This window comes from Pantoea sp. ACRSB (genome assembly GCF_022346905.1).
Lineage (GTDB): Bacteria > Pseudomonadota > Gammaproteobacteria > Enterobacterales > Enterobacteriaceae > Pantoea > Pantoea piersonii.
Genome location: NZ_JAKRNL010000007.1, coordinates 87569 through 112783 on the forward strand (window position 1 = coordinate 87569; position 25215 = coordinate 112783).

At 57.4% G+C, this 25215-nt stretch carries 22 protein-coding genes, 1 tRNA gene and 3 other RNA genes; 17 read left to right on the top strand and 9 right to left on the bottom strand.

The features are described 5' to 3' along the window. Positions 1-331 precede the first annotated feature (331 nt). Positions 332-571: a cell division protein ZapB gene (zapB, locus tag MHZ89_RS18600; RefSeq protein ID WP_311784207.1), complete on the top strand. Its 240-nt coding sequence runs from the start codon at positions 332-334 to the stop codon at positions 569-571. 55 nt (positions 572-626) lie between these two features. On the opposite strand, the gene rraA is transcribed toward zapB, so the two are convergent. Beyond that, complete coding sequence (gene rraA, locus MHZ89_RS18605) at positions 627-1112, bottom strand: ribonuclease E activity regulator RraA (RefSeq protein ID WP_120458032.1); 486 nt, start codon at positions 1110-1112, stop codon at positions 627-629. Between rraA and MHZ89_RS18610 the strand changes: the two genes are divergently transcribed. Further along, positions 1111-1263, top strand: a complete 153-nt coding sequence (locus tag MHZ89_RS18610; RefSeq protein WP_271152483.1) for a hypothetical protein — start codon at positions 1111-1113, stop codon at positions 1261-1263. The genes rraA and MHZ89_RS18610 overlap by 2 nt on opposite strands. Positions 1264-1272: 9 nt before the next feature. Here the strand turns inward: MHZ89_RS18610 and hslU are convergent, their stop codons facing one another. The 5 genes from hslU to priA all read right to left on the bottom strand — a co-directional run bounded on the left by hslU (position 1273) and on the right by priA (position 7747). Beyond that, positions 1273-2604 carry an HslU--HslV peptidase ATPase subunit gene (gene hslU, locus MHZ89_RS18615; protein WP_311784208.1) on the bottom strand — a complete coding sequence of 444 codons (1332 nt, stop codon included), beginning with the start codon at positions 2602-2604 and terminating at the stop codon, positions 1273-1275. Between the two features lie 9 nt (positions 2605-2613). After that, positions 2614-3144 (bottom strand): ATP-dependent protease subunit HslV, encoded by a 531-nt coding sequence (hslV, locus tag MHZ89_RS18620; RefSeq protein WP_120458028.1) that lies wholly within the window; start codon positions 3142-3144, stop codon positions 2614-2616. Between the two features lie 90 nt (positions 3145-3234). Then, positions 3235-4215 (bottom strand): cell division protein FtsN, encoded by a 981-nt coding sequence (gene ftsN, locus MHZ89_RS18625; protein WP_311784209.1) that lies wholly within the window; start codon positions 4213-4215, stop codon positions 3235-3237. Between the two features lie 153 nt (positions 4216-4368). Continuing rightward, entirely contained in the window at positions 4369-5406 is a 1038-nt protein-coding gene (gene cytR / locus MHZ89_RS18630) for a DNA-binding transcriptional regulator CytR (RefSeq protein WP_311784210.1), read from the bottom strand. A gap of 145 nt (positions 5407-5551) precedes the next feature. After that, complete coding sequence (priA, locus tag MHZ89_RS18635) at positions 5552-7747, bottom strand: primosomal protein N' (RefSeq protein WP_311784211.1); 2196 nt, start codon at positions 7745-7747, stop codon at positions 5552-5554. A 231-nt stretch (positions 7748-7978) separates the two neighbouring features. Here priA and rpmE point away from each other — a divergent pair, with 231 nt between their 5' ends. Then, on the top strand, positions 7979-8194 hold the full coding sequence (gene rpmE, locus MHZ89_RS18640; protein ID WP_311784212.1) for a 50S ribosomal protein L31: 216 nt from the start codon (positions 7979-7981) through the stop codon (positions 8192-8194). Positions 8195-8274: 80 nt separating this feature from the next. On the opposite strand, the gene metJ is transcribed toward rpmE, so the two are convergent. Further along, a complete protein-coding gene (gene metJ, locus MHZ89_RS18645) occupies positions 8275-8592 on the bottom strand; it encodes a met regulon transcriptional regulator MetJ (protein ID WP_081137884.1) in 318 nt (105 codons plus the stop codon). A 268-nt stretch (positions 8593-8860) separates the two neighbouring features. Between metJ and metB the strand changes: the two genes are divergently transcribed. The 3 genes from metB (at position 8861) to metF (ending at position 13671) form a co-directional block, all read left to right on the top strand. Next, positions 8861-10021 carry a cystathionine gamma-synthase gene (gene metB / locus MHZ89_RS18650; protein ID WP_311784213.1) on the top strand — a complete coding sequence of 387 codons (1161 nt, stop codon included), beginning with the start codon at positions 8861-8863 and terminating at the stop codon, positions 10019-10021. Between the two features lie 2 nt (positions 10022-10023). Beyond that, positions 10024-12459: a bifunctional aspartate kinase/homoserine dehydrogenase II gene (locus tag MHZ89_RS18655; protein WP_311784214.1), complete on the top strand. Its 2436-nt coding sequence runs from the start codon at positions 10024-10026 to the stop codon at positions 12457-12459. 315 nt (positions 12460-12774) lie between these two features. Next, positions 12775-13671 carry a methylenetetrahydrofolate reductase gene (metF, locus tag MHZ89_RS18660; protein ID WP_311784215.1) on the top strand — a complete coding sequence of 299 codons (897 nt, stop codon included), beginning with the start codon at positions 12775-12777 and terminating at the stop codon, positions 13669-13671. Positions 13672-13713: 42 nt separating this feature from the next. Here metF and MHZ89_RS18665 read toward each other — a convergent pair whose 3' ends face one another. Next, positions 13714-15315, bottom strand: coding sequence for a gamma-glutamyltransferase family protein (locus MHZ89_RS18665; RefSeq protein WP_311784216.1), 1602 nt, complete (start codon positions 15313-15315; stop codon positions 13714-13716). A gap of 523 nt (positions 15316-15838) precedes the next feature. Between MHZ89_RS18665 and MHZ89_RS18670 the strand changes: the two genes are divergently transcribed. Then, entirely contained in the window at positions 15839-16132 is a 294-nt protein-coding gene (locus tag MHZ89_RS18670; RefSeq protein ID WP_033754453.1) for an HTH-type transcriptional regulator, read from the top strand. Positions 16133-16172: 40 nt separating this feature from the next. Here the strand turns inward: MHZ89_RS18670 and MHZ89_RS18675 are convergent, their stop codons facing one another. Further along, entirely contained in the window at positions 16173-16766 is a 594-nt protein-coding gene (locus tag MHZ89_RS18675) for an HD domain-containing protein (protein ID WP_311784217.1), read from the bottom strand. A gap of 63 nt (positions 16767-16829) precedes the next feature. Here MHZ89_RS18675 and MHZ89_RS18680 point away from each other — a divergent pair, with 63 nt between their 5' ends. The 10 genes from MHZ89_RS18680 (at position 16830) to dppC (ending at position 25204) form a co-directional block, all read left to right on the top strand. Further along, positions 16830-17294, top strand: a complete 465-nt coding sequence (locus MHZ89_RS18680; RefSeq protein WP_311784218.1) for a MarR family transcriptional regulator — start codon at positions 16830-16832, stop codon at positions 17292-17294. 89 nt (positions 17295-17383) lie between these two features. Beyond that, positions 17384-17812, top strand: a complete 429-nt coding sequence (locus MHZ89_RS18685) for an organic hydroperoxide resistance protein (RefSeq protein WP_311784219.1) — start codon at positions 17384-17386, stop codon at positions 17810-17812. 257 nt (positions 17813-18069) lie between these two features. Continuing rightward, positions 18070-19761 carry a kdo(2)-lipid A phosphoethanolamine 7''-transferase gene (eptB, locus tag MHZ89_RS18690; protein ID WP_311784220.1) on the top strand — a complete coding sequence of 564 codons (1692 nt, stop codon included), beginning with the start codon at positions 18070-18072 and terminating at the stop codon, positions 19759-19761. Between the two features lie 121 nt (positions 19762-19882). Further along, positions 19883-19959 (top strand) — tRNA-Pro (locus MHZ89_RS18695). Positions 19960-19993: 34 nt separating this feature from the next. Continuing rightward, positions 19994-20122, top strand: a non-coding RNA gene (locus MHZ89_RS18700) — RtT sRNA. Between the two features lie 33 nt (positions 20123-20155). Continuing rightward, positions 20156-20284: non-coding RNA, RtT sRNA (locus MHZ89_RS18705), on the top strand. Positions 20285-20316: 32 nt separating this feature from the next. Then, positions 20317-20445, top strand: a non-coding RNA gene (locus MHZ89_RS18710) — RtT sRNA. Between the two features lie 916 nt (positions 20446-21361). Next, the gene (gene dppA / locus MHZ89_RS18715; protein WP_311784221.1) at positions 21362-22972 is read left to right on the top strand and encodes a dipeptide ABC transporter periplasmic-binding protein DppA; all 1611 of its coding nucleotides are present in this window, start codon (positions 21362-21364) and stop codon (positions 22970-22972) included. A 300-nt stretch (positions 22973-23272) separates the two neighbouring features. Next, entirely contained in the window at positions 23273-24292 is a 1020-nt protein-coding gene (gene dppB / locus MHZ89_RS18720; RefSeq protein ID WP_033754467.1) for a dipeptide ABC transporter permease DppB, read from the top strand. Between the two features lie 9 nt (positions 24293-24301). Beyond that, on the top strand, positions 24302-25204 hold the full coding sequence (dppC, locus tag MHZ89_RS18725; protein ID WP_311784222.1) for a dipeptide ABC transporter permease DppC: 903 nt from the start codon (positions 24302-24304) through the stop codon (positions 25202-25204). Positions 25205-25215: the final 11 nt, after the last annotated feature.

Below are 25215 nucleotides of genomic sequence, written 5' to 3' on the forward strand. Positions count from 1 at the left end.
TTATCGTTAACGAGCATAAACGAGAAATAGCGAAATCTAAATCTGTGTGCTGAGTCAAAAAAATGCGCGTTTTCGCGCCTTTTGGCTTTCATGAAACATCATTTCATCTTTTTAACCGCTTCGTTTTTAGACAGGCTCGCGTCTGGCGGTCAGGCTCCAGGCATAAGCCGAAAAATGGTACAGACTGCGCTCGCAGCGCCCACGTCGCTGGACTTGCGCTATCAGGCTACATACAATCGGAAACATTGTTGCTGGCCTGGCTGATACAGGGCGTCATGCGCTAAGGCTGGCATCATCAACGCCCTGCGAGAATTTAGGAGAGGTCAGAAAGATGTCATTTGAAGTATTCGAGAAACTGGAAGCGAAAGTACAGCAGGCGATTGATACCATCACCCTGCTGCAGATGGAAATCGAAGAGCTGAAAGAGCAGAACAACGCGCTGAGAAACGAAGCGCAACAGGCCGCGGGCAATCACGACTCGCTGGTGCGTGAAAATCAGCAGCTTAAGGAAGAGCAGCATCTGTGGCAGGATCGCCTGCGTGCACTGCTGGGAAAAATGGAAGAGGTGTAAGCGCCTCAGTAGAATGAAAAACGGGAGCGATGCGCTCCCGTTTTCGTTTTCGACGCTACTCGATATCGAGCGGATCTTCAGAAAGGATAATGCCGGTATTGTCGGCATAGAGATGGTCGCCGGAGAAGAAGGTAACGCCGCCAAAGTTAACGCGCACATCGCTTTCCCCGATGCCTTCGCCCGCCGCGCCCGCCGGAACAGCGGCAATCGCCTGAATGCCGATCTCCAGCTCCTCCAGATCGTCTACCTGACGTACGGAGCCGTAAACCACCAGGCCTTCCCATTCATTTTCAACCGCCAGGCGAGCCAGCTGCGCATCAACCAGCGCGCGCCGCACCGAGCCGCCGCCGTCAATCACCAGCACGCGGCCCCGTCCGTTCTCTTCCAGCAAGTCGTAGAGCAGGCCGTTGTCTTCAAAACATTTCACTGTGGTTATCTGACCACCAAATGAGGTGCGGCCACCAAAGTTTGAAAAAAGTGGTTCAACAACGTTCACTTCTTCATGATAGATGTCGCAGAGTTCAGAGGTATCGTATTTCATGATGGGTTCATCTGTTTGCCACAGGAGCGGTAAGTATACCGCCAGTTGCGGATTGTTGGCAAAATCATCAGCGGAAAAAAAGGCGCTGCATCAGCAGCATGCAGAAAATAAAAGCCCGGCGCAGTGGCCGGGCTTTGCGCAAGCGCATTGAAAAACGGAATTACAGGATAAAGCGGCTGAGATCTTCGTCCGCCACCAGCTCATCCAGATGCTTGCTGACATACTCCGCATCAATGGTGATGGAGTCGCCATGGCGATCGCTGGCGTCATAGGAGATATCTTCCATCAGACGCTCCAGCACAGTATGCAGACGACGCGCACCGATATTTTCGGTGGTTTCGTTTACCTGCCATGCCGCTTCGGCGATGCGGCGAATACCATCCTCGGTAAACTCGACGTTAACGCCTTCGGTACCCATCAGCGCTTTGTACTGTACGGTTACAGAGGCGTTCGGCTCGGTAAGGATGCGCTCGAAGTCGTTCACTGTCAGCGCCTGCAGCTCAACGCGGATCGGCAGACGGCCCTGCAGCTCCGGGATCAGATCTGACGGGCTGGCGACCTGGAACGCGCCTGACGCGATAAACAGAATGTGATCGGTTTTCACCATGCCGTGTTTGGTCGAAACGGTGCAACCCTCCACCAGCGGCAGCAGATCGCGCTGTACGCCTTCGCGTGACACGTCCGGGCCGGATGACTGGCCGCGCTTACAGATTTTGTCGATCTCGTCGATAAACACGATACCGTGCTGCTCTACCGCCTCGATTGCGTCCTGCTTCAGCTCTTCCGGATTAACCAGCTTGGCCGCTTCTTCTTCGATAAGCAGCTTCATCGCGTCTTTGATTTTCAGCTTACGCGGCTTCTGCTTCTGGCCGCCCAGATTCTGGAACATCGACTGAAGCTGGTTGGTCATCTCTTCCATGCCGGGAGGCGCCATGATCTCGACGCCAGCCGGAGCGGCCGCAAGGTCAATCTCGATCTCTTTATCGTCCAGCTGGCCTTCGCGCAGCTTTTTGCGGAACGACTGGCGCGCGGCTGAAGGCTCGCTGCTCTGCTCCGGCTGGCCCCAGTTGTTCTTGGCCGGCGGGATCAGCACGTCGAGAATGCGCTCTTCTGCCATCTCTTCGGCGCGGTATTTGTTCTTTTCAATCGCCTGACTGCGCACCATTTTTACCGCGGCGTCGGTCAGGTCGCGAATAATGGAGTCCACCTCTTTACCGACGTAGCCGACTTCGGTGAATTTTGTGGCTTCCACTTTGATGAAAGGTGCGTTGGCGAGTTTAGCCAGGCGACGGGCAATTTCGGTTTTACCGACGCCGGTCGGGCCGATCATCAGGATATTTTTCGGCGTCACTTCATGGCGCAGCTCTTCGTCGAGCTGCATACGACGCCAGCGGTTGCGCAGCGCGATGGCAACTGCACGTTTTGCGCCGTCCTGGCCGATAATAAAGCGATTCAGTTCGCTGACGATTTCGCGTGGAGTCATCTCAGACATGTTTAATCCTTACGCCCTGGCCGGCAGTTCTTCGAAGTTAACATTGTGGTTGGTGTAGATGCAGATGTCGCCCGCGATATCTAATGATTTCGCGACGATATCATGCGCGCTCAGCTCGGTATTCTCCAGCAGCGCACGCGCTGCCGCCTGAGCGAAGGGGCCACCGGAACCAATGGCGATCAGATCGTTTTCTGGCTGGATAACGTCGCCGTTGCCGCTGATGATCAGCGAGGCGTTTTCATCGGCAACCGCCAGCAGCGCTTCAAGGCGACGCAGCATACGATCGGTACGCCAGTCTTTCGCCAGTTCAACGGCAGCTTTCACCAGGTGACCCTGATGCATTTCCAGTTTACGTTCGAAGAGTTCAAAGAGCGTGAAGGCATCTGCAGTGCCGCCAGCGAAACCGGCAATTACTTTATCGTTGTAAAGACGACGCACTTTTTTAACGTTGCCTTTCATAACGGTATTGCCGAGAGTTGCCTGGCCATCACCGCCGATCACGACTCGTCCGTTGCGTCGTACGCTTACTATTGTTGTCACGGGCAGACCCCTTGTTGCAGTAGAAAAAAAGCGCCGCGCGGCAAGGCGCGGCGCATCATGCAACCAGATATGGGGCGGGTTTGGCGGGTTTCAACCCCCGACGGCGAGCGGAATACAGTTTGAATGGCCGTTGCCGCGCAGCCGCTTCAGCGTGCTGTCAGCGCTGCTGCGATCTTTAAAGGGACCTATCACCACGCGGTTCCAGCCGCCGCCGGTAGTAATGCGGCTTTCGAACCCTTCAAACGCCAGACCGGCGCGAACCGATTCCGCCTGGTCGGTGCCTTTGAACGAGCCGCACTGCACCATCCAGCGCTGCGAAGAGGCAGGTTTTTCCGCCGCTTTCTTCGCTGTTTCCTGCGCAGGCTCGCGCGTGACGGGAGCAGGCTGCTGCTGTTGCGTCTGACGCGGTTGCGGCGTCGCGCGCGGCGGCTGCGTCTGATGCGTTGTCTGCGGCTGATGCGCCGGCTGGCTCTGCTGCATGATTTGCGGCTGACGCGCCGGCTGGCTCTGCTGCGTGATTTGCGGCTGACGCGTCGGCTGGCTCTGCTGCGTAGTTTGCTGCGTCTGCTGCTGGCGCGACTGCATCTGAAGCTGCTGCTGGCGTTGCAGCGTCTGCTGCCGCTGCGCCGGGGTCTGTTCATTCCACGGCACTTCATTCAGCTGCGTCGGCGACTGACGCATATCCGCCTGCATCTGCTCCAGCAGCTGGCGCTGTTCGTCGGTAAGCTGCGTGTGCGACTGGATCTCGCCGCCTGCCGACGGTTCGGTCGGCGTCGGCACCGTGACCTGACGATTCTCCAGCTCTTTAATATATTTCCAGCGCTCTTCAGGCTTCGGCGGCAGACCGTTGCCGTTGGCTTTATGATCCGGGATCACCGGCACATCTTCTTTTTTATGATGCGCAAGGAACCATAAACCACCGGCAAAGGTCACCAGCACCGCGACGGCCAGCCCCACCATGAGTTTGGAAACACCTGAACCGCCTTTGCTTTTCTTTCCACGGCTGGTGTTGCTTTTTTTGCGACGCGTCCCTGTTGAACGCCCGCGGCTTACGTAATCTCTCTGTGCCACTCTCGTTCTGATACCCTTCAAAAAATCGTGCCAACGGGGCGAAAACGCCTTGAAAGACCGCCCGGCAAGGAGTCCGCCATGTTACTCAAGGGTTGGAACTTTGACCAGCAGTGTTCGCCTTAAGAATCTACTGAAAATAACTGAAAATTGCGGCTATTTCTCGCGCTTCTTCTCAGGGGCCGTACTGCCACGCACGGTGAGTTCGGCGTCCAGCAGACGTGAACCGTTATTTACGCGTTTGCCCTGCAGCTCATCCAGCAGCAGCAGCATCGCCTCGCGCCCAATCTGATAGCGCGGCTGCGTCACGGTGGTCAGCGGCGGCTCACAGTAGCGCGAAAGCTCAATATCATCGAAACCAACGATCGACAGATCCTGCGGCACGCGCAAACCAAGGCGTTTCGCCTGATTCATTGCGCCGAGCGCTATCATATCGCTGTGACAGAACAGCGCGCGCGGCGGCTGAGGGAGGGCCATCAGCTGTTTCAGCGCCTGCGCGCCCGCTTCAAAGCTGAAGTCGCCGCGAACAATATAAGTGGGATCGACGGTCAGGTTGCTGCGGCGAAGCGCCTGAATATAGCCCTGAGTGCGGTACTGGCACAGCGGCATATCTTCCGGCCCGGCGATGCAGGCGATCTGGCGATGGCCCAGCTGCAGCAGATGATTGACCGCCTCAAATGCGGCCGTCAGGTTGTCGATATGCACAGTAGGCAGCGCCATCTCCGGGGCAAACTCGTTTGCCATCACCATCGGCGGCAGATTGCGCTGCTCCTCATTGACGGGATCGAATGGGATCTGCGAGCCGAGCAGCACCATGCCGTCGATCTGGCGCGTCAGCAGCAGATCCAGAAAGGTCTTCTCCTGCTGGTTCTGGTGCGCGCAGTCGCCAATCAGCACCAGATAACCCTCCTGCGCCGCCGTCACTTCGACGCCGCGAATGATTTCGCTAAAAAAGGGATCGCAGATGTCGGGCACAATCACCAGAATCGTCTGCGTCTCGCCGCGACGCCCGTTGCGCGCCAGCCCGTGTGACGCATAGCCGACAGCTATCACTGCCTGCTCGACTTTTTGTCGCGTCGCCGCCGAGACTTTTTCAGGATTCATCAGCGCGCGCGAGACGGTTGCGGTTGAAACGCCCGCCTTCTCAGCCACATCTTTCATGGTGGCGGTGGACGCTTGAGGATTCTGCTCCAACACTCTACTCCTGACGCATTCAAAGGATAGTTGTGGCCGAAAAAAGCCACGCCGCGCACATTGTTAACGATTGCGCGGCTGGGTTGTTACTTAATTTGCATAAAAATTGTGACTTGTGCGACTTTTTTCGATCTGGCTCGCAGGCTTAGCTCTCGGTGGGATCGATATCGAGCGTCCATTTGACTTTACGTGCGGCGGGCAGCGTCGCGATCAGCGGCAGCGAGCCGTCGAGCAGCTGTTGCAGGCGCTTACGCGAAGCATGCTGCACCAGCAACTGCCAGCGCCAGCGTCCCCCGCGCTTTGGCTGCAAAGCGGGAACCGGGCCCATCAGCCACATGGCGTTATCCTTCAGCGGGCTGGCATCCAGCAGGTTGCGCAGCTGCTGCAAAAATTCAGCGGCCTGCTGGTTATCGTGATCTTCGGCGCGAAACAGCGCATGACTGGTCCAGGGCGGTAGCATCACCGACTGGCGCTCCAGCAGCGCCTGCTGGGCAAAAGCGAAATAGCCCTGATGCAAGAGCGACTGCAGCAGGGGATGTTCAGGATGGTGGGTTTGTAGCAATACTTCGCCCTGTTTGCCGGCGCGGCCGGCGCGACCTGCGACCTGCGTATAGAGCTGCGCGAAGCGCTCTGCGGCGCGGAAATCGGCGGAAAAAAGCGCGCCATCCACGTCCAGCAGTGATACCAGCGTCACGTCCGGGAAATGGTGGCCTTTCGCCAGCATCTGCGTGCCCACCAGAATGCGCGCGCCGCCGCGATGCACATCGGCCAGATGCTGCTCCAGCGCGCCCTTGCGGCTGGTGGTGTCGCGGTCGATACGCGATACCGGCACGCCGGGAAACAGCGTGCCGAGCTGCTGCTCCAGCTGCTCTGTGCCAACGCCGACCGGCAGCAGATGCGTCGAACCACACTGTGGACACTGATTGGGCAGCGGGCGCTGGCTGTCACAGTGGTGGCAGCGCAGCTGGCGCTGCTGCTGATGCAGGGTGTAATAACGCTCGCAGCGCTGGCACTCCGCAATCCAGCCGCAGTCATGGCAGAGCAGCGCGGGGGAATAGCCGCGGCGGTTAAGAAACAGCAATACCTGATTGCCCGCCTGCAGATGCTGGCGCATTTTGCCGATCAGCGCGGGCGCCAGGCCGCCGATAAGCTGCTGGCCTTTGAGATCCACCAGCTGCTGCAGCGCCGGCTTCGCGTTTCCGGCGCGTTTTGTCAGGTCGAGCTGGCGATATTTGCCGCTGCGTACGTTGTGCAGCGTCTCCAGCGCGGGCGTCGCTGAGCCCATTACAATCGGGATATTCTCTTCGCGCGCGCGGAACACCGCCAGGTCGCGCGCCTGATAGCGCCAGCCTTCCTGCTGTTTATAGGAGCTGTCGTGCTCCTCATCAATAATGATCACGCCTGGACGCGCCAGTGGGGTAAACAGCGCCGACCGCGTGCCGATGATAATGGCGTTTTCGCCCTGGCGCGCGCGCAGCCAGACGGCGAGGCGCTCGCTGTCGTTCAGGGCGGAATGCAGCACGTCGACGGGAGCGTCGAAGCGCTCGCGGAAGCGGGCGATGGTTTGCGGCGTCAGGCCGATCTCCGGCACCAGCACCAGCGCCTGCTTGCCGCGTGCCAGCACATTCTCCAGCACGCTGAGATAGACTTCGGTTTTACCGGAACCGGTAATGCCGGCCAGCAGCCAGGCGGCATAGTGCTCATCCTCGCTGCGGATTGCGCCGACCGCCATCGCCTGGTCGGTATTGAGGCGCAAACGCTCGCCTTTCACCGCATAGCGCTCGCGCCAGTCCAGCCGCTGCGGCTGGTGTTCGCGCAGATCGCACAATCCTTTAGCGCGCAGCGCCTGGAAAGCCGTTTCGGTCAGATCCTGTTCGGTGACCTGATGACGATAGAGCGGCTGATTGCGCAGCGCCGCCAGTGCCTGCTGCTGTTTCGGCGCGCGCTTCAGGCTTTCCGGCGCGGTCGCCTGGCCCTGTTCAGTGATAACCCATTGCCACAGCGGCGCCTCCTGCGCGGGTTTGCCCTGGCGCAGCAGCACCGGCAGCGCATGGCTCAGCACCTCGCCGACGGGTGAGTGATAGTAGCCCGCCGACCAGTTAAGCAGCCGCCATAGCGAAGGAGGATAGAGTGATTCGCTGTCCAGCACCTCGGCGACGCGTTTAAGCTGCGCTTCCGGCAGGTCGCTCTGTTCGCGAAAGCCCACCACGATGCCGACCATTTTACGGTTGCCGAACGGCACGCTGACGCGTCCGCCTATTACCGGCTGCGCGCCGTGTGGCGGCAGATAGTCAAACAGACGAGGTAGCGGAACGGGCAGGGCAACCTGAACGACGGGCATAGCGATCTTTTTCCGGTTCAACGATTCATAGCGGGATGCCTAGTGTACACGCTGGCGCGACCAGCGGGTATCTTGCAGAAGATTTGCTAAAAGCGGTTATTTTCTGTATAGTATGCCGCCTTTGGTGAGAAGCTCTCGCCAAAGCCTAAACATTAATGTTCAACCGCGTGTGGTGCTGTGCAGGTTTTAGCCTGGCACGGAGAGCGACACGGCCTTTTATGAGGTTCTCCCATGAAACAAGGTATTCACCCGAAATACGAAGCTGTGACCATCACCTGCACCTGCGGTAACGTGATTCACACTCGCTCTACTATGGCTCACGACTTAAACCTGGACGTATGTGGTAAATGCCACCCGTTCTACACCGGCAAGCAGCGTGAAGTTGCAACTGGTGGCCGTGTTGACCGCTTCAACAAGCGTTTCAGCGTGCCAGGCGCGAAAAAATAAGATTAAACGGCATTCGAACCTTTCAGGTTCGACGGCAAGAAAAAACCCAGCTCAGGCTGGGTTTTTTTATATCTGGCGAATCAGTATTCCCAGGTATCGGGATCGATGCCCATCTCGCGCATGATCTTTTTCGCTTCTTCCGGGATCTCATCGCTGCGCTCTTTGCGCAAATCAACGTCATCCGGCAACGGTTGTCCGGTAAAGGCGTGTAAAAAGGCTTCGCACAGCAGTTCGCTGTTTGTGGCGTGACGCAGATTATTTACCTGACGACGGGTACGCTCATCCGTTAAAATTTTCAGCACGCTCAACGGGATAGAAACTGTGATCTTCTTAACCTGCTCACTCTTCTTACCGTGTTCAGCGTAGGGGCTGATATATTCGCCGTTCCATTCAGCCATGGGTTACCTTAATCAATAAAAGTTAAAAGTGGGGAAATCCGTGGATTATGCCCGATTTTACCGTACCTGACCTCTTGAACTGCGGGGTTTCTTCATCCTGGCCGCAAAAACGGACGCAAAACGCAGGCAATGAAGGGTAATTTTAGCGGTTTATAGCTTTCTGCTCAATCTATACGCAAAGACATTTAGATGTCCAGATGTATTGACGTCCAATTGTGGAATGTTATCCTGATGCCTCTCTATTACTCTTTTCAGGAACACAAGCACCATGACGCGTAAACAGGCAACCATCGCAGTCCGCAGCGGTTTGAATGATGACGAGCAATATGGCTGCGTTGTCCCGCCGATTCATCTCTCCAGCACCTATAACTTCCTTGATTTCAACGAGCCGCGCGCCCATGACTATTCGCGTCGCGGCAACCCAACGCGTGATGTGGTGCAGCGCGCGCTGGCGGAGCTGGAGGGCGGAGCGGGCGCGGTGCTGACCAATACCGGCATGTCGGCGATCCATCTGGTAACGACGGTGTTCCTGAAACCGGGCGATCTGCTGGTCGCTCCGCACGACTGTTATGGCGGCAGCTATCGCCTGTTCGACAGCCTGGCGAAACGCGGCGCCTATCGCGTGAAGTTCGTCGATCAGGGCGACCGCGCGGCGCTGGATGCGGCGCTGGCGGAAAAACCGAAGCTGGTGCTGGTGGAAAGCCCGAGCAATCCGCTGCTGCGCGTGGTGGATATCGCCGCTATCTGCGAGGCGGCGCGCGCTGCGGGAGCTGTCAGCGTGGTCGACAATACCTTCCTGAGTCCGGCGCTGCAAAATCCGCTGGCGCTGGGCGCGGACCTGGTGATCCACTCCTGTACCAAATACCTGAATGGCCACTCCGACGTGGTGGCGGGCGCGGTGATTGCCAAAGATCCGGCACTGGTGACAGAACTGGCCTGGTGGGCGAACAATATCGGCGTTACCGGCGCGGCCTTCGACAGTTATCTGCTGTTGCGCGGTCTGCGTACGCTGGCGCCGCGTATGGCGGCGGCACAACGCAACGCGCTGGCAATTGTGAGCTATCTGCAACAGCAGCCGCTGGTGAAAAAGCTGTATCATCCTTCTCTGCCGGAAAACGCCGGACACGAACACGCGGCGCGTCAGCAGCGCGGCTTCGGCGCGATGCTGAGTTTTGAACTGGACGGTGACGAAGCGCTGCTGCGTCGCTTCCTGAAAGCGCTGCAGCTGTTTACGCTGGCGGAATCGCTGGGCGGCGTAGAAAGCCTGATTTCCCACACCGCGACCATGACGCACGCCGGCATGTCGGCGGAAGCGCGCGCGGCGGCAGGCATTTCCGAAACCTTGCTGCGCGTCTCTGTGGGCATTGAGGATCATGAAGATTTAATCGCCGATCTGGATAATGCATTCCGGACGGCATCCGAGGGTTAAAAATGACGATTTCAGCCGGCGCGGCAACGCCGAATATTAAGCAGCTGCACAAGTTTGGCGGCAGCAGCCTGGCCGATGCGCGCTGTTACCAGCGCGTCGCCAGCATCATGGCGGATTACAGCCAGCCGGGCGATTTAATGGTGGTCTCAGCGGCAGGTTCGACGACCAACCAGCTGATCAGCTGGCTGAAGCTCAGCCAGAGCGATCGCCTTGCCGCGCATCAGGTGCAACAGGCTTTACGGCGTTATCACAGCGAGCTGATCGCCGGGCTGTTGCCTGCTGAATATGCTGAACCGCTGATAGCGAGCTTTATCCGCGATCTGGAAAAACTCGCCGCGATGCTGGATGGCGCGATTACCGACGCGGTATACGCCGAAGTGGTCGGACACGGAGAAGTGTGGTCGGCGCGCCTGATGGCGGCGGTGCTGAGCCAGCGCGACATCGACGCCTGCTGGCTGGACGCGCGCGACTTTCTGCGTGCGGAGCGCGCCGCGCAGCCGCAGGTGGATGAAGGCAAATCCTGGCCGCTGCTGCAAACGCTGCTGGCGCAACATCCGCACCAGCGTATCGTGGTAACCGGCTTTATCAGCCGCAACGACGCGGGCGAAACTGTTCTGCTGGGGCGTAACGGTTCCGACTACTCTGCCACGCAAATCGGCGCGCTGGCGGGCGTCAGCCGCGTCACAATCTGGAGCGACGTCGCCGGGGTTTACAGCGCCGATCCGCGCAAAGTCTCCGACGCCTGCCTGCTGCCGCTGCTGCGCCTCGACGAAGCCAGCGAGCTGGCGCGCCTCGCCGCGCCGGTGCTGCATACGCGTACGCTACAGCCGGTCTCCGGCAGCGATATCGATCTTCAGCTGCGCTGCAGCTACCAGCCGGAGCAGGGCTCGACGCGTATCGAACGCGTGCTGGCTTCCGGTACCGGCGCGCGCATCGTCACCAGCCATGACGATGTCTGCCTGATTGAAGTTCAGGTGCCGGATCAACACGATTTCGCAGCGCTGCACAAAGAGGTAGAGCTGCACCTCAAGCGTGCGCAGCTGCGTCCGCTGGCGACCGGAGTACATCCGGATCGTCAGCTACTGCAGCTCTGCTATACCGCCGAAGTGGTTCACAGCGTGTTTCAGCTGCTGCAGGATGCGGGACTGCCTGCGCATCTGCAGCTACGCGAAGGGCTGGCGCTGGTGGCGCTGGTCGGCGCGGGCGTTACGCGCAATCCGCTGCATAGCCACCGCTTCTGGCAGGAGATTCAGGATCAGCCGGTCGAGTTTGTCTGGCAGTCGGAAGACCACATCAGCCTGGTGGCGGTGCTGCGCGTCGGACCGACGCAGTCGCTGGTTCAGGGCCTGCATCAGTCGCTGTTCCGTGCGGAAAAGCGCATCGGCCTGATGCTGTTCGGCAAAGGCAACATCGGCTCGCGCTGGCTGGAGCTGTTTGCGCGCGAGCAGGAAGCGCTCTCGGCGCGCACCGGTTTTGAGTATGTGCTGGCGGGCGTGGCGGACAGCCAGCGCAGCCTGCTGAGCTATGACGGACTCGACGCCAGCCGCGCGCTCGCCTTCTTTGATGACGAAGCGGAGGCGCGTGACGAAGAGTCGCTGTTCCTGTTGATGCGCGCGCATCCGTTCGACGATCTGGTGGTGCTCGACGTCACCGCCAGCACGCCGCTGGCGCAGCAGTATCTCGACTTCGCCAGCCATGGCTTCCACGTTATCAGCGCGAATAAGGTTGCGGGCGCGTCTGACAGCCAGACCTGGCGGCAGATCCGCGACGCCTTTACCAAAACCGGCCGGCACTGGCTCTATAACGCCACGGTCGGTGCAGGGTTGCCTGTTAACTACACGGTGCGCGATCTGCGCGACAGCGGCGACACTATTTTAGCTATCAGCGGCATCTTTTCCGGCACGCTCTCCTGGCTGTTCCTGCAATTCGACGGCACTGTGCCCTTTACCGAGCTGGTGGACCAGGCGTGGCAGCAGGGCTTAACTGAACCCGATCCGCGCGTTGACCTGTCGGGCCAGGACGTGAAGCGCAAGCTGGTGATTCTGGCGCGTGAGGCGGGCTACAACATCGAGCCGGATCAGGTGCGCGTAGAGTCGCTGGTGCCGGCGGGCTGTGAAGAAGGGTCTATCGACGACTTCTTCGAGCATGGCGAAGCGCTTAACGAGCAGATGCTACAGCGTCTGGAAGCCGCGCAGGAGATGGGGCTGGTGCTGCGCTACGTGGCGCGTTTCGACGCCAGTGGCAAAGCGCGCGTCGGCGTTGAAGCGGTGCGCCCGGAGCATCCGCTGGCGGCGCTGTTGCCGTGTGATAACGTCTTCGCGATTGAAAGCCGCTGGTATCGCGATAACCCGCTGGTGATCCGCGGTCCTGGCGCGGGGCGGGACGTTACGGCGGGTGCCATTCAGTCCGATCTACATCGACTCGCTCAGCTGCTGTAACGGCTTCAGAATGCATTGCATCGCCTGAGAGCAGATAAAGCGCAATAAAGCGTCTCGCGTAAAGGAATGCGCGAGACGAGTTTTTTAAATTATTGCGTCAGGATTTCTGCTTTCTGCGATAAAGCGCTGACTGTCAAAGACTCTTCTCTTTTCTGTATGAATTTCCCTCACCTGGTTTGAATATTTGTCACGCCTCGTTAGCACTTTTTTGTTGACGCCTTCATGAGATTCGTTCATTTTGTGCATCTGGACGTCTAAACGTATGGATGTTCGCAGGCAGCAAATTAACCCGACGTTTTTGATGAGGTAAGCAGGATGAGTTTCTTTCATGCCAACCAGCGCGAAGCGCTGAATCAGAGCCTGGCAGAGCTGAACGGGCAGATTAATGTCTCATTCGAGTTTTTTCCGCCCCGTACCAGCGAAATGGAAGAAACCCTGTGGCACTCCATCGATCGTCTGAGCAGCCTGAAGCCGAAATTTGTCTCCGTTACCTACGGCGCGAACTCCGGCGAACGCGACCGCACCCACAGCATTATTAAAGGCATTAAGGATCGCACCGGGCTGGAAGCCGCGCCGCATCTGACCTGTATCGACGCCACGCGCGCAGAGCTGCGCGCCATTGCGGAAGATTACTGGAACAGCGGCATTCGCCATATCGTGGCGCTGCGCGGCGATTTGCCTGCAGGCAGCGGCAAACCGGATATGTATGCCTGCGATCTGGTTTCCCTGCTGAAAGAGGTGGGCGACTTTGATATTTCTGTGGCGGCCTACCCGGAAGTGCATCCTGAAGCGAAAAGCGCGCAGGCCGATCTGATCAACCTGAAACGTAAAATCGATGCGGGTGCTAACCGCGCCATCACGCAGTTCTTTTTTGATGTAGAGAGCTACCTGCGCTTCCGCGACCGCTGCGTCGCCACCGGCATTGACGTAGAGATCGTGCCGGGGATTTTGCCGGTATCGAACTTCAAACAGCTAACGCGCTTCGCCACTATGACCAACGTGCGCGTGCCGGGCTGGATGAACGCGATGTTTGACGGGCTGGATGACGATGCGGAGACGCGCAAAATGGTCGGCGCGAATATCGCTATGGACATGGTAAAAATCCTGTCGCGCGAAGGGGTGAAGGACTTCCACTTCTATACGCTGAACCGCGCGGAGATGAGCTACGCCATTTGCCATACGCTGGGCGTACGACCGGTTATCGCTGCGTAATTTCTGCTATCTGGCGGGGCAGGCGCGCTGCCCCGTTAACCTTTAAAATACCACCGCCTGACCATCCTTTCTGCTCTCTGTCGCTGCGATATAGAACCCCTGCGGGTCGCGCACAATCGCCTGCGCGCCGCCGAAATTATACCCTTGCAGCGGATCCTCCAGCGTCACCTGATGGCCCAGCCGCCGCAGCGCCGCCAGCGTATTGCGCTCAAGCGAGGCCTCAAACACGACGTGACGACCCTGCACCACGCGCCAGCGCGGCGCGTCGATTGCCGCCTGCGGATTCTGTTTGTGCAGCATGATGCGCAGCGCCACCTGGAGGTGGCCCTGCGCCTGCATCGGACCGCCCATAACGCCAAATGACATCAGCGGCGCACCCTGAGCGTCGAGCGCGAAAGCCGGGATAATAGTATGAAAAGGGCGCTTGCCGCCCGCCACCACGTTGGGATGCGCAGGATCAAGCGAAAAGCCCGCTCCGCGATTCTGCAAACTGATGCCGGTTTCAGGCACGACCACGCCAGATCCAAAGCCCATAAAGTTTGACTGAATAAAAGAGACCATCATGCCGCTGGCATCGGCTGTGCTGAGGTAGACGGTGCCGCTCTGCTGCGGCGCGCCGAAGGTGAAGTCGCCTGCGCGTTCAGGATCGATCAGCGCCGCGCGCTGGCGCAAATAGCTGTCGCTAAGCAGCCGCTGCGCCGGAAACTCCAGATGATCTTCGTCGCTGACGTAACGCTCCAGATCCACCAGCGCCAGCTTCATCGCCTCAATAGAAAGATGCAGCCAGGGAACGGAATCGGGCGGGTAGCGGTCGATATCAAGCTGCTCCAGAATGCCCAGCGCAATCAGCGTGGCGATCCCCTGGCCGTTAGGCGGCAGCTCCTGCACCGAGCCGCCGGCAAACGGCTGCGACAGCACATCTACCCAGGTGGCGCGATGCCTGTTGAGATCCTCCAGCGTCAGCGCGGCGTTGTGCTGACGGGCGAAGGCAGCGATTTTTTCCGCCAGCTCGCCGCGATAAAAGCTCTCTCCATTACTTTCAGCGATCTTTTGCAGCGTGTCGGCCAGCGCCGGGTTGCGGAACAGTTCACCGACGCCCGGCGGTCGGCCGTCTGGCGCAAAGCAGGCGCTGAAGCCGGGCTGGTGCTGAAGCTTGTCGAAGCCGCGCTGCCATAGCTCGGCAATGAGCGGCGAGACGGGAAAGCCGTTCCGCGCGTAGTCGATAGCGGGCTGCGCCAGCGTGGTCAGCGGCAGCGTGCCGAAGCGCTCCGCCAGCGCGACCCATGCCGACACTGCGCCCGGCACAGTCACTGCTTCCCAGCCTGTCTCTGGCATGCGGTCGCGGCCGGCAAAACGGTCAGGGCACCAGGCGGCTGGCGCGCGTCCTGAGGCGTTCAGACCATGCAGCTGGCTGCCGTCCCAGACGATAGCGAAGGCGTCGCTTCCTGCGCCGTTGCCGGTCGGCTCCAGCACCGTCAGCGCCATCGCGGTGGCGATCGCCGCGTCTACTGCGTTTCCGCCTTGCAGCAACATGCGCAAGCCAGCCTGCGACGCCAGCGGCTGAGAAGTGGCGACGGCATTGCGGCCCATAACAGGAACGCGATGCGACGCGTAGCTGGCGTGAAAATCGAATTCAGAACGCATGTCTCATTCCTTATCAGAGTGCAGCTGCGCCATAACGATGCGCTGATGTGGTGCAACTTATTTTCTGTCGCAAGCGGGGGTGAGGTGAAACAAGAAAAAATCATGGGCTTTGCATGTTGGCGCGAATTTTGCCTGCTTTTTAGGCAAACCAGGTTACAGTAGCAGTGTAAACGTTGTGCACTTTTTGCAATTTTTGCGCTTTTTTTAAGCGAGGCGCGACGGGTTTGCCTTTTGTGATCAAAGGCTTGTTTTGCTTATAGCAAAAACAACAGTTTTGGCTAAAAAAATAATCAATATTCACGCAGCAAAACGTCAGGTCTCTATCCATACTTAGAATCCCGGCGAAATGATGCATTGTGCTGACACGTTTTCAGGCGGTGCGAATCAGGCTGTGTCCCGTAAGGGTTTCACTAACGATAACCATAAACCCTTGCGGGATACAGCCTGCAAAGATCGGTGTGTAAACCATTTGGTTTTTACCTCTACTTTCACGTGATTCATAGTGAGTTTTAAGGAGTTCTCTATGGAAGTAAAAGATCCCGTTTTTGAATTGCTCAGCAGCCTTGAGCAGATTGTACTGACACGTGATGCAACACCTGCCACAACTGAAATTCAGCTTCAGCCCGCCATGCCAGAGCCGCAACGCCTGCGTGAATTAACCGGTATGAAAGTAGATGAATTTGCCAAAGTGATGGGCGTCAGCGTCTCTTCAGTCAAAAGCTGGGAAGCGCGCCGTACACGCCCCTCCGCGACGGCGCAGAAACTGATGAAATTGTTGCATGCCAATCCCTATCTTGGACGGCAGTTGCTGGACTAAAAAAAAGAAAAAAGAGAACCCGCCAGCGGCGGGTTTTTTTTTAACTCAGACTGCGGTATTTCGCCGCCTGCTTAACGAACCAGCTCTCCGGCACGCTATAGGGCGGCTGACCAAGCTGTGCAATTCCCTGTTCGATAATAGCGCTGGCCTGGCGCCATAGCTGCGCGTCGCCCTGCTTCAACAGTTCGATCTGAACGCGTTTTTCCACCAGATAAACGCGCGCGAAATGGGGATCGAAACGTACGATGGCGCGCGTATTATCGATAATATCGGCCAGCTTGACGGTTTGCGCCTCGGGCGAGGCGTCGGCGGTATGACGAAAATGCGCCAGCTTGCGCGCGGCGCGGTTTTTCGCCTGCGGCTGAGCGCTGTCGGTAAGCATTTCCACCAGCTGCGCGACGCGCGAACCAAAGTGTGATTCAATATCGGCAAGCGTAGTCTCTGTATCCTCTACCGTATCGTGTAGCCAGGCTGTCGCCAGCAGTTCATCGTCTGCGCTGACGCTGCGCACCAGTTCCACAACGGCGGCGGGGTGTACGATATAGGGTTCGTCGGTATATTTACGTCGTTGACCGGCTGCCGCGTGTGCGCGTGTCGCATAGCGTCGCGCCTGCTCTTCCAGAGATTCCAGCATGCAAAAGCCCTCCTGGTAAAAAGTTGCTTGCAATTATCTAGCGCGCTATCTATATTTATTGCCATGAACAGTAACCAAAATGACAAAAAAGTGAAGGCGTCGCCACTGTTGGTCAATCAACAGCTCTGCTTCGCGCTCTATTCCGCCAACCTGGCGATGAATAAAGTCTATCGACAACTGCTGTCGCAGCTCGACATTACCTATCCGCAATATCTGGTGATGCTGGTGCTCTGGGCGCAGGACGATCTCACCGTGTCTGAAATCGGCGAGCAGCTGTTTCTTGACTCCGCCACGCTGACGCCTTTGCTGAAGCGTCTGGAAAGCGCAGGGTTGATTAACCGTCAGCGTTCGCGTCAGGATGAACGCCAGGTGGTGGTCACGCTGACAGAGCAGGGCCGCGCGCTGCAAAGCCAGGCGAGTGCGATACCAGAAGCGGTCCAGTGCGCGACCGCCTGTGATAGCGACACGCTGATGGCGCTGAAAGACGGACTCGATTTGCTGCGCGACAATCTTAACCAGTCGCGCTAAAGATTTACCGGGCGTTCGCGCCCGTCGAAACACCTGCTACACTTTTATTAATCGCGTACGATTAAATCGTTTAATACAGAGAGGAAGTTATGTCTTTAGAGAAAGCTGTTTATACCGCAAAAGCCAAAGCAACCGGCGGCCGTGATGGTCGTGCAACCTCTTCTGACGGCGTGCTGGACGTGAAGCTGGGCGTGCCGAAAGAGATGGGCGGCGCGGGCGGTGAAGTCACTAACCCGGAACAGCTGTTCGCTGCCGGTTACTCCGCCTGTTTCCTCGGCGCAATGAAGTTCGTGGCGGGCCGCGATAAAATCGCCATGCCGAAAGATGCCTGGATCGAAGGCGAAGTCGGTATCGGCCCAATCCCGAATGGTTTCGGCATCGAAGCCAAACTGAATATCCACCTGCCGGAGATGGACGAAGCGGAAGCGCAGAAGTTGGTTGACGCCGCGCATATCGTTTGTCCTTACTCTAACGCCACGCGCAATAACATCGACGTGACGCTGAATATTATTCGCTAAGTGATATGGGCTCCTCAGGGGGCCCGTTTTTCGCTTCTCATCGCATTTTCCCCCTTGTCTCATCCTCTTTTCTGGTCTGACTGGTTAATTTATGTTCTACTGTGCGGCCTCGTGAAAGAGCCGTCCGATCCCGTTCAGATTCTTCCTGTTCTCCAGGAAATCGTCATGTCTCTGCGCTAAGCAAGCGAACTCTTCCGCGTTCCGGTAGTCACAATACCGTTCAACATCATGCTCCACTCCAGGGAAAACCCTTTAAGATGAATTACATAAAAACCATAACCCAGCAAAAGCTCTCGCTGCTGCTGGCGTTATACATCGGCATTCTGCTTAATCTGCCGATCTTTTATCGTCGCTTTGACGGCTTTCTGACCAAATCTACCGTAACAAACTGGCTGACGGCTGTGACTGAAGTGATGGCTATCGTCGTGCTCACTTTTTTCCTGATGCGTCTGCTGTCGCTGGGCGGAAAACGCTTCTATCGGGTGCTTGCTACGCTGCTGGTGCTGATTTCCGTCGCCGCCGCCTATTACATGGCCTTTTTTAACGTAATGATTGGCTACGGCATCGTAGCGTCGGTCATGACGACCGATGTTGATCTGTCGAAAGAGGTGGTCGGCCTGCACTTTGTGTTATGGATGGTCGCCGTTAGCGCGCTGCCGCTGCTGATGATCTGGCGCAACAATCTCAGCCAGACGTTGATTGAGCAGCTGCGTACGCCGGGACAGCGCCTGAAGCCGACGCTGGTGATGCTGCTGTGTGTCGCGCTGGTATGGCTGCCGATCCGTTATTTCGACAAGCTGCAAAAAGCTAACGAAGAGATTACCAATATCGATCTGCCAAGTTATGGCGGCGTGGTTGCCCACTCTTATCTGCCGTCGAACTGGCTGGCCGCGGTAGGGCTGTTCGCCTGGACGCATATCGATGAGACGCTGGACAGCCAGGAACTGCTCGACCCGGCGAAGAAATTTACTTATGTTGCGCCGCCGGGCATCGACGACACCTATGTGGTGTTCGTTATTGGCGAGACTACGCGCTGGGATCATATGGGCATGCTGGGCTACGATCGCGACACTACGCCGAAGCTTTCCAAAGAGAAGAACCTGGTGGCGTTTCGCGGCGAGTCTTGCGATACCTCTACTAAGCTGTCGCTGCGCTGTATGTTTGTGCGCGAGGGCGGCACCGAGGACAGTCCGGGACGCACGCTTAAAGAAAAGAATATCTTTGCCGTGATGAAGGAGCTGGGCTTTTCGTCCGAGCTGTTCGCCATGCAGAGCGAGGTGTGGTTTTACGATAATGCGGAAGTGAATAACTTCTCCTTCCGCGAGCAGATTGGCTCAGAACCGCGCAATGCCGGCAAGTCGGTTGACGATATGCTGCTAGTGCCGGAGCTTAAGGCGTCGCTGGAGCGTTATCCGCATGGGAAGCATCTGGTAGTGCTGCATACCAAAGGCTCGCACTATCTCTATTCGCAGCGCTATCCGCGCAGTTTCGCCCGCTATCAGCCGGAGTGTATGGGCGTCGATGAGACCTGCAGCAAGGCGCAGCTGATTAACGCTTACGATAACTCGATCCTTTACGTAGACAGCATGCTGGACAGCGTGCTTGATCAGCTGCGCGACAAGAAAGCGATTGTGTTTTATGCCGCAGACCACGGCGAGTCGATCAGTGAAAATATGCATCTTCACGGTACGCCGCGCGAGATGGCGCCGCCGGAGCAGTTCCGCGTGCCGATGATGGTGTGGGCTTCGGACAAGTATCTGGCTGACGCCAATAACCGCGCTAATTTCGAACGTCTGCAGGCGCAGCAGCGCATCGGCAAGACGCATCGTCATGTTGAGCTGTTCGATACTATTCTGGGCTGCCTGGGCTATACCTCTCCGAATGGCGGTATTAAAGCGGCGAACAACTGGTGCCAGGCACCAGCTTCTTCAGGCGCCAGCGCGCTGTGAAGTGCCGGAACTGGCTGAGCGGTGAGGGATTTTACTGACAGGTTGCTTTTCAGGCGATCGCGGCTAAATGGTGAAAAAGCGGTTGACGCTTAGAAACCGGCGCAGTAACATGCGCCCCCATCGGTGAGTGGCGCAGCCTGGTAGCGCACTTCGTTCGGGACGAAGGGGTCGGAGGTTCGAATCCTCTCTCACCGACCAGATTTAAGAAACCTGCTTGAAAAAGCAGGTTTTTTTTTCGCCTGTAGAAAAGAGGATGAGAACCTCCGAAGGAGGTTTGCGCCGAGCGTAGCGAGACAACGTTGCGCAGCAACGGCCCGAAGGGCGCTTATCGCAGATAAGCGTCATCCTCTCTCACCGACCAGATTTAAGAAACCTGCTTGAAAAAGCAGGTTTTTTTTCGCCTGTAGAAAAGAGGATGAGAACCTCCGAAGGAGGTTTGCGCCGAGCGTAGCAAGACAACGTTGCGCAGCAACGGCCCGAAGGGCGCTTATCGCAGATAAGCGTTATCCTCTCTCACCGACCAGATTTAAGAAACCTGCTTGAAAAAGCAGGTTTTTTTCGCCTGTAGAAAAGAGGATGAGAACCTCCGAAGGAGGTTTGCGCCGAGCGTAGCGAGACAACGTTGCGCAGCAACGGCCCGAAGGGCGCTTATCGCAGATAAGCGTTATCCTCTCTCACCGACCAGATTTAAGAAACCTGCTTGAAAAAGCAGCTTTTTTTTCGCCTGTAGAAAAGCGCCGCCGTGAATTGCCTGGCAACGCTGTGCGTTGTTTAACACGTCCCTGGCGCTTTATCCCTGATGCGAGACGCTTTGCTTTTTTATCCCGGGCATTCTCTTAATACGCCGCTCGGCTTATCAAAAATAAGCACAATAAGGCCGTTATTCGCATAAGTTTTTATGAGGCATTAGCAGGCGACACAGAGGAATATTGGCGCCTGTTTGCTGAGGTAATATTGCCCTTGTCAGATTCAACTGTCTCTTGCCAGTTTTACTGGAAACCTGTTGAAATAAACCTTTGCCGTCGTTCAGGCCTGATCCATCCAGTTATTCCCGCTTTTAATATGTTATCGCCCGCTGCAACAGGCCCAGATGCTTATTTCGCATCACGTTTTTCTTATGACGTTTTTTATTGTCATGCCGATTTCTTATAGCCATGTACTAGCATTTTCCACTACCTGGACGCGATAACGCACGCTAAATCGTTCAGTTATTCAACATTTATCGGGTAATTGCTTATGTTTTTTAGCGGTGAGAATCACTGTCAATTATCGTCCGAATTAGTGGGATATATGGCCTTGTGGGTAAAAGCGCTGTGCAATATCCGGCAATTAACGACGAAGGCTTTTTTTTACCGTTGCTTGCTATTCCTCACACTCTGTGTAAATAACTCGCGGCTGTATTGACGTTCATTGCAACTGTTGACAAATTGATGCGTCAATAAAGTTGCAGAAGCGGCGTGATCCGGCAGTTTCTACGGCGTCGGAAAACACAACAAGAACCGCTCCGCACTTTCGACCACTTCAGTGGTCTGCCTGAACCGCATAAAAAAAACAGAGGTCGGGCAATACACACAACAACACATCACAATGGAGTAAAAGCATGATCAACTCCCTGGCCAAATCCAGGATGCTGAAGGTCGGTCTGAGCCTGATTGCTATGACCGTCGCCGCAGGTGTTCAGGCAAAAACCCTCGTTTACTGCTCAGAAGGCTCGCCGGAAGGTTTTAACCCGCAGCTGTTCACTTCAGGCACAACCTATGACGCCAGCTCTGTGCCGATCTATAACCGTCTGGTTGAGTTCAAAATCGGCACCACCGAGCTGCAGCCTGGTCTGGCAGAGAAGTGGGATATCAGCGATGACGGCAAAACCTACACGTTCCACCTGCGCAAAGGCGTAAAGTGGCAGACCACCAAAGAGTTTAAGCCATCACGTGAGTTTAACGCCGACGACGTAATCTTCTCTTTCGAGCGTCAGCTGGATAAAAACAACGCCTACCATAGCGTTTCCGGCGGCAGCTACGAATATTTCGAAGGCATGGACATGCCGAAGCTGATCGGCAAAGTCGAGAAAGTTGACGACTACACTGTGCGCTTTACGCTGACGCGTCCAGAAGCGCCGTTCCTGGCTGACCTCGGCATGGACTTCGCATCAATTCTGTCGAAAGAGTATGCGGACAAGATGCAGAAAGCGGGTACGCCGGAGAAGCTGGACCTGAACCCGGTCGGCACCGGCCCGTTCGTGCTGCAGCAGTACCAGAAAGACTCACGCATTCTGTATAAGGCCAACCCGGATTTCTGGGGCACGAAGCCGAAAATCGATCGTCTGGTCTTCTCTATTACCCCGGACGCTTCCGTACGCTACGCCAAGCTGCAGAAGGGCGAGTGCCAGGTGATGCCGTATCCAAACCCGGCCGACATCGCCAGCATGAAGAAAGACACCAACATCAACCTGATGGAACAGCCGGGACTGAACGTTGGCTATCTCTCGTTTAACACCGAGAAGAAGCCGATGGATAACGTCAAGGTGCGTCAGGCGCTGACCATGGCGGTAAACAAACAGGCCATCATTGATGCCGTTTATCAGGGCGCAGGCCAGGCCGCGAAAAACCTGATCCCGCCAACCATGTGGGGCTATAACGACGCGATTCAGGATTACGCTTACGATCCGGCAAAAGCCAAAGCGCTGCTGAAAGAAGCGGGCCTGCCGGATGGCTTCTCTATCGACCTGTGGGCGATGCCGGTTCAGCGTCCTTACAACCCGAACGCGCGCCGTATGGCCGAAATGGTTCAGGCTGACTGGGCGAAGATCGGCGTGAAAGCCAAAATCGTGACCTACGAGTGGGGTGAATACCTGAAGCGCGCGAAAGCGGGCGAACACCAGTCGGTGATGATGGGCTGGACCGGCGACAACGGGGATCCAGACAACTTCTTCGCCACGCTGTTTAGCTGCGCGGCGGCAAAAGATGGCTCCAACTATTCGCGCTGGTGCTATAAGCCGTTTGAAGATCTGATCCAGCCGGCTCGCGCCGAATCGGACCACAATAAACGTATCGAGCTTTATAAGCAGGCGCAGGTTGTAATGCATGACCAGGCGCCGGCGCTGATTATCGCGCACTCTACGGTGTATGAACCGGTGAGCAAAAAAGTCTCTGGCTACGTGGTCGATCCGTTAGGCAAACACCACTTCGAAAACGTCGATATCCAGGAATAACGCCTGCGGTCTGGGCCGACCTGTTCGGCCCCTGAGCGGGCGCTTGCCCGCTCAGTCGATGTGCATTTTCGGCTAACTTCTTCGAATTAAACCCAACATCTTCGCGCTGCAGGAAAGCGGCGAGCCGACCAGTCTCCGACATTTACTCCGGTAAGCGTTGGAAAAGGGTTATCGCGCCTGCACAGCGAGAGATGACGGTTAAACGCACTTTGCGTCGCGTCCGAGGATTTCCCCGGGCGCGAGTTGTGAGCAATAGATCCTGGCGCTTATCGCGGCGGGAAAAGACTGAGAATCCGGCTTATGCTGCAGTTCATACTCCGACGTCTGGGACTTGTCATCCCGACATTTATCGGCATTACCCTGTTGACCTTCGCGTTCGTGCATATGATCCCCGGCGATCCGGTGCTGATCATGGCGGGCGAACGCGGGATCTCCCCGGAACGCCACGCGCAGCTGATGGCGGCCTTTGGCCTCGACCAGCCGCTGTGGAAACAGTACGTTCACTACATTTACGGCGTGCTGCATGGCGATCTGGGCATTTCGCTCAAGAGCCGCATCCCGGTATGGGATGAGTTCGTGCCGCGCTTTAAAGCCACGCTGGAACTGGGCATCTGCGCCATGATCTTCGCCGTCGCCGTGGGTATCCCGGTGGGCGTTCTCGCGGCGGTCAAGCGCGGCTCCATCTTTGACCATACCGCGGTCGGCATCTCCCTGACCGGCTACTCCATGCCGATTTTCTGGTGGGGCATCATGCTGATTATGCTGGTATCGGTGCAGCTTAACCTGACGCCGGTATCCGGACGCGTCAGCGATACCGTCTTCCTTGATGACAGCAATCCGCTCACCGGCTTTATGCTGATTGACACCTTCTTCTGGGGCGAGGCGGGCGACTTCAAGGATGCGGTAATGCATATGATCCTGCCCGCTATCGTGCTCGGCACCATCCCGCTGGCGGTGATTGTGCGTATGACGCGTTCGGCGATGCTGGAAGTGCTGGGCGAAGATTATATCCGCACCGCGCGCGCGAAAGGCCTGACGCGGATGCGCGTTATTGTCGTTCACGCGCTGCGCAATGCCATGCTGCCGGTGGTCACGGTGATCGGACTGCAGGTCGGCACGCTGCTGGCGGGCGCCATCCTGACGGAAACCATCTTCTCGTGGCCGGGCCTCGGCCGCTGGCTGATCGAAGCGCTGCAACGCCGCGACTATCCGGTAGTGCAGGGCGGCGTGCTGCTGACTGCGGTGCTGATTATCCTGGTCAACCTGCTGGTTGATCTGCTGTACGGCGTGGTCAACCCGCGCATACGACATAAAAAATAAGGGGGCGTCATGTCTGTTGTTGATCCCGCAAGCGTAGCCGCTGCACCTAAGCCGATGACCCCCATCCAGGAGTTCTGGCACTATTTTAAACGCAATAAAGGCGCGGTCATCGGCCTGGTCTATGTGGTGCTGATGCTGCTGATCGCCATTTTCGCCGGCGCGCTGGCACCGCATGCGCCCGCAGAGCAGTTCCGCGATGCGCTGCTGCATCCGCCGGTCTGGCAGGAAGGCGGCAGCTGGAGCTATATCCTCGGCACCGACGATGTGGGCCGCGATGTGCTGTCGCGTCTGATGTACGGCGCGCGCCTGTCGCTGCTGGTGGGCTGTATGGTGGTGGTGCTGTCACTGATCCTCGGCGTCGTGTTTGGCCTGCTGGCGGGCTACCTCGGCGGCGTGGTAGACGCCACCATTATGCGCGTGGTGGATATTATGCTGGCGCTGCCGAGCCTGCTGCTGGCGCTGGTGCTGGTGGCGATATTCGGCCCGTCAATCGTCAACGCCTCTATTGCGCTGACCTTTGTCGCGCTGCCGCACTATATCCGTCTTACCCGCGCCGCGGTGCTGGTGGAGGTGAACCGCGACTACGTCACTGCGTCCAGCGTGGCGGGCGCGGGCATGCTGCGTCAGATGTTCGTCAATATTCTGCCTAACTGTCTGGCGCCGCTGATCGTGCAGGCGTCGCTGGGCTTCTCCAACGCCATTCTTGATATGGCGGCGTTGGGCTTTCTCGGTATGGGTGCGCAGCCGCCGACGCCGGAGTGGGGCACCATGCTCTCCGACGTATTGCAGTATGCGCAAAGCGCCTGGTGGGTAGTGACCTTCCCTGGACTGGTTATTCTGCTCACCGTACTGGCCTTTAACCTGATGGGCGATGGCTTACGCGACGCCCTCGACCCGAAACTCAAGCAGTAAGAGGCACCGAG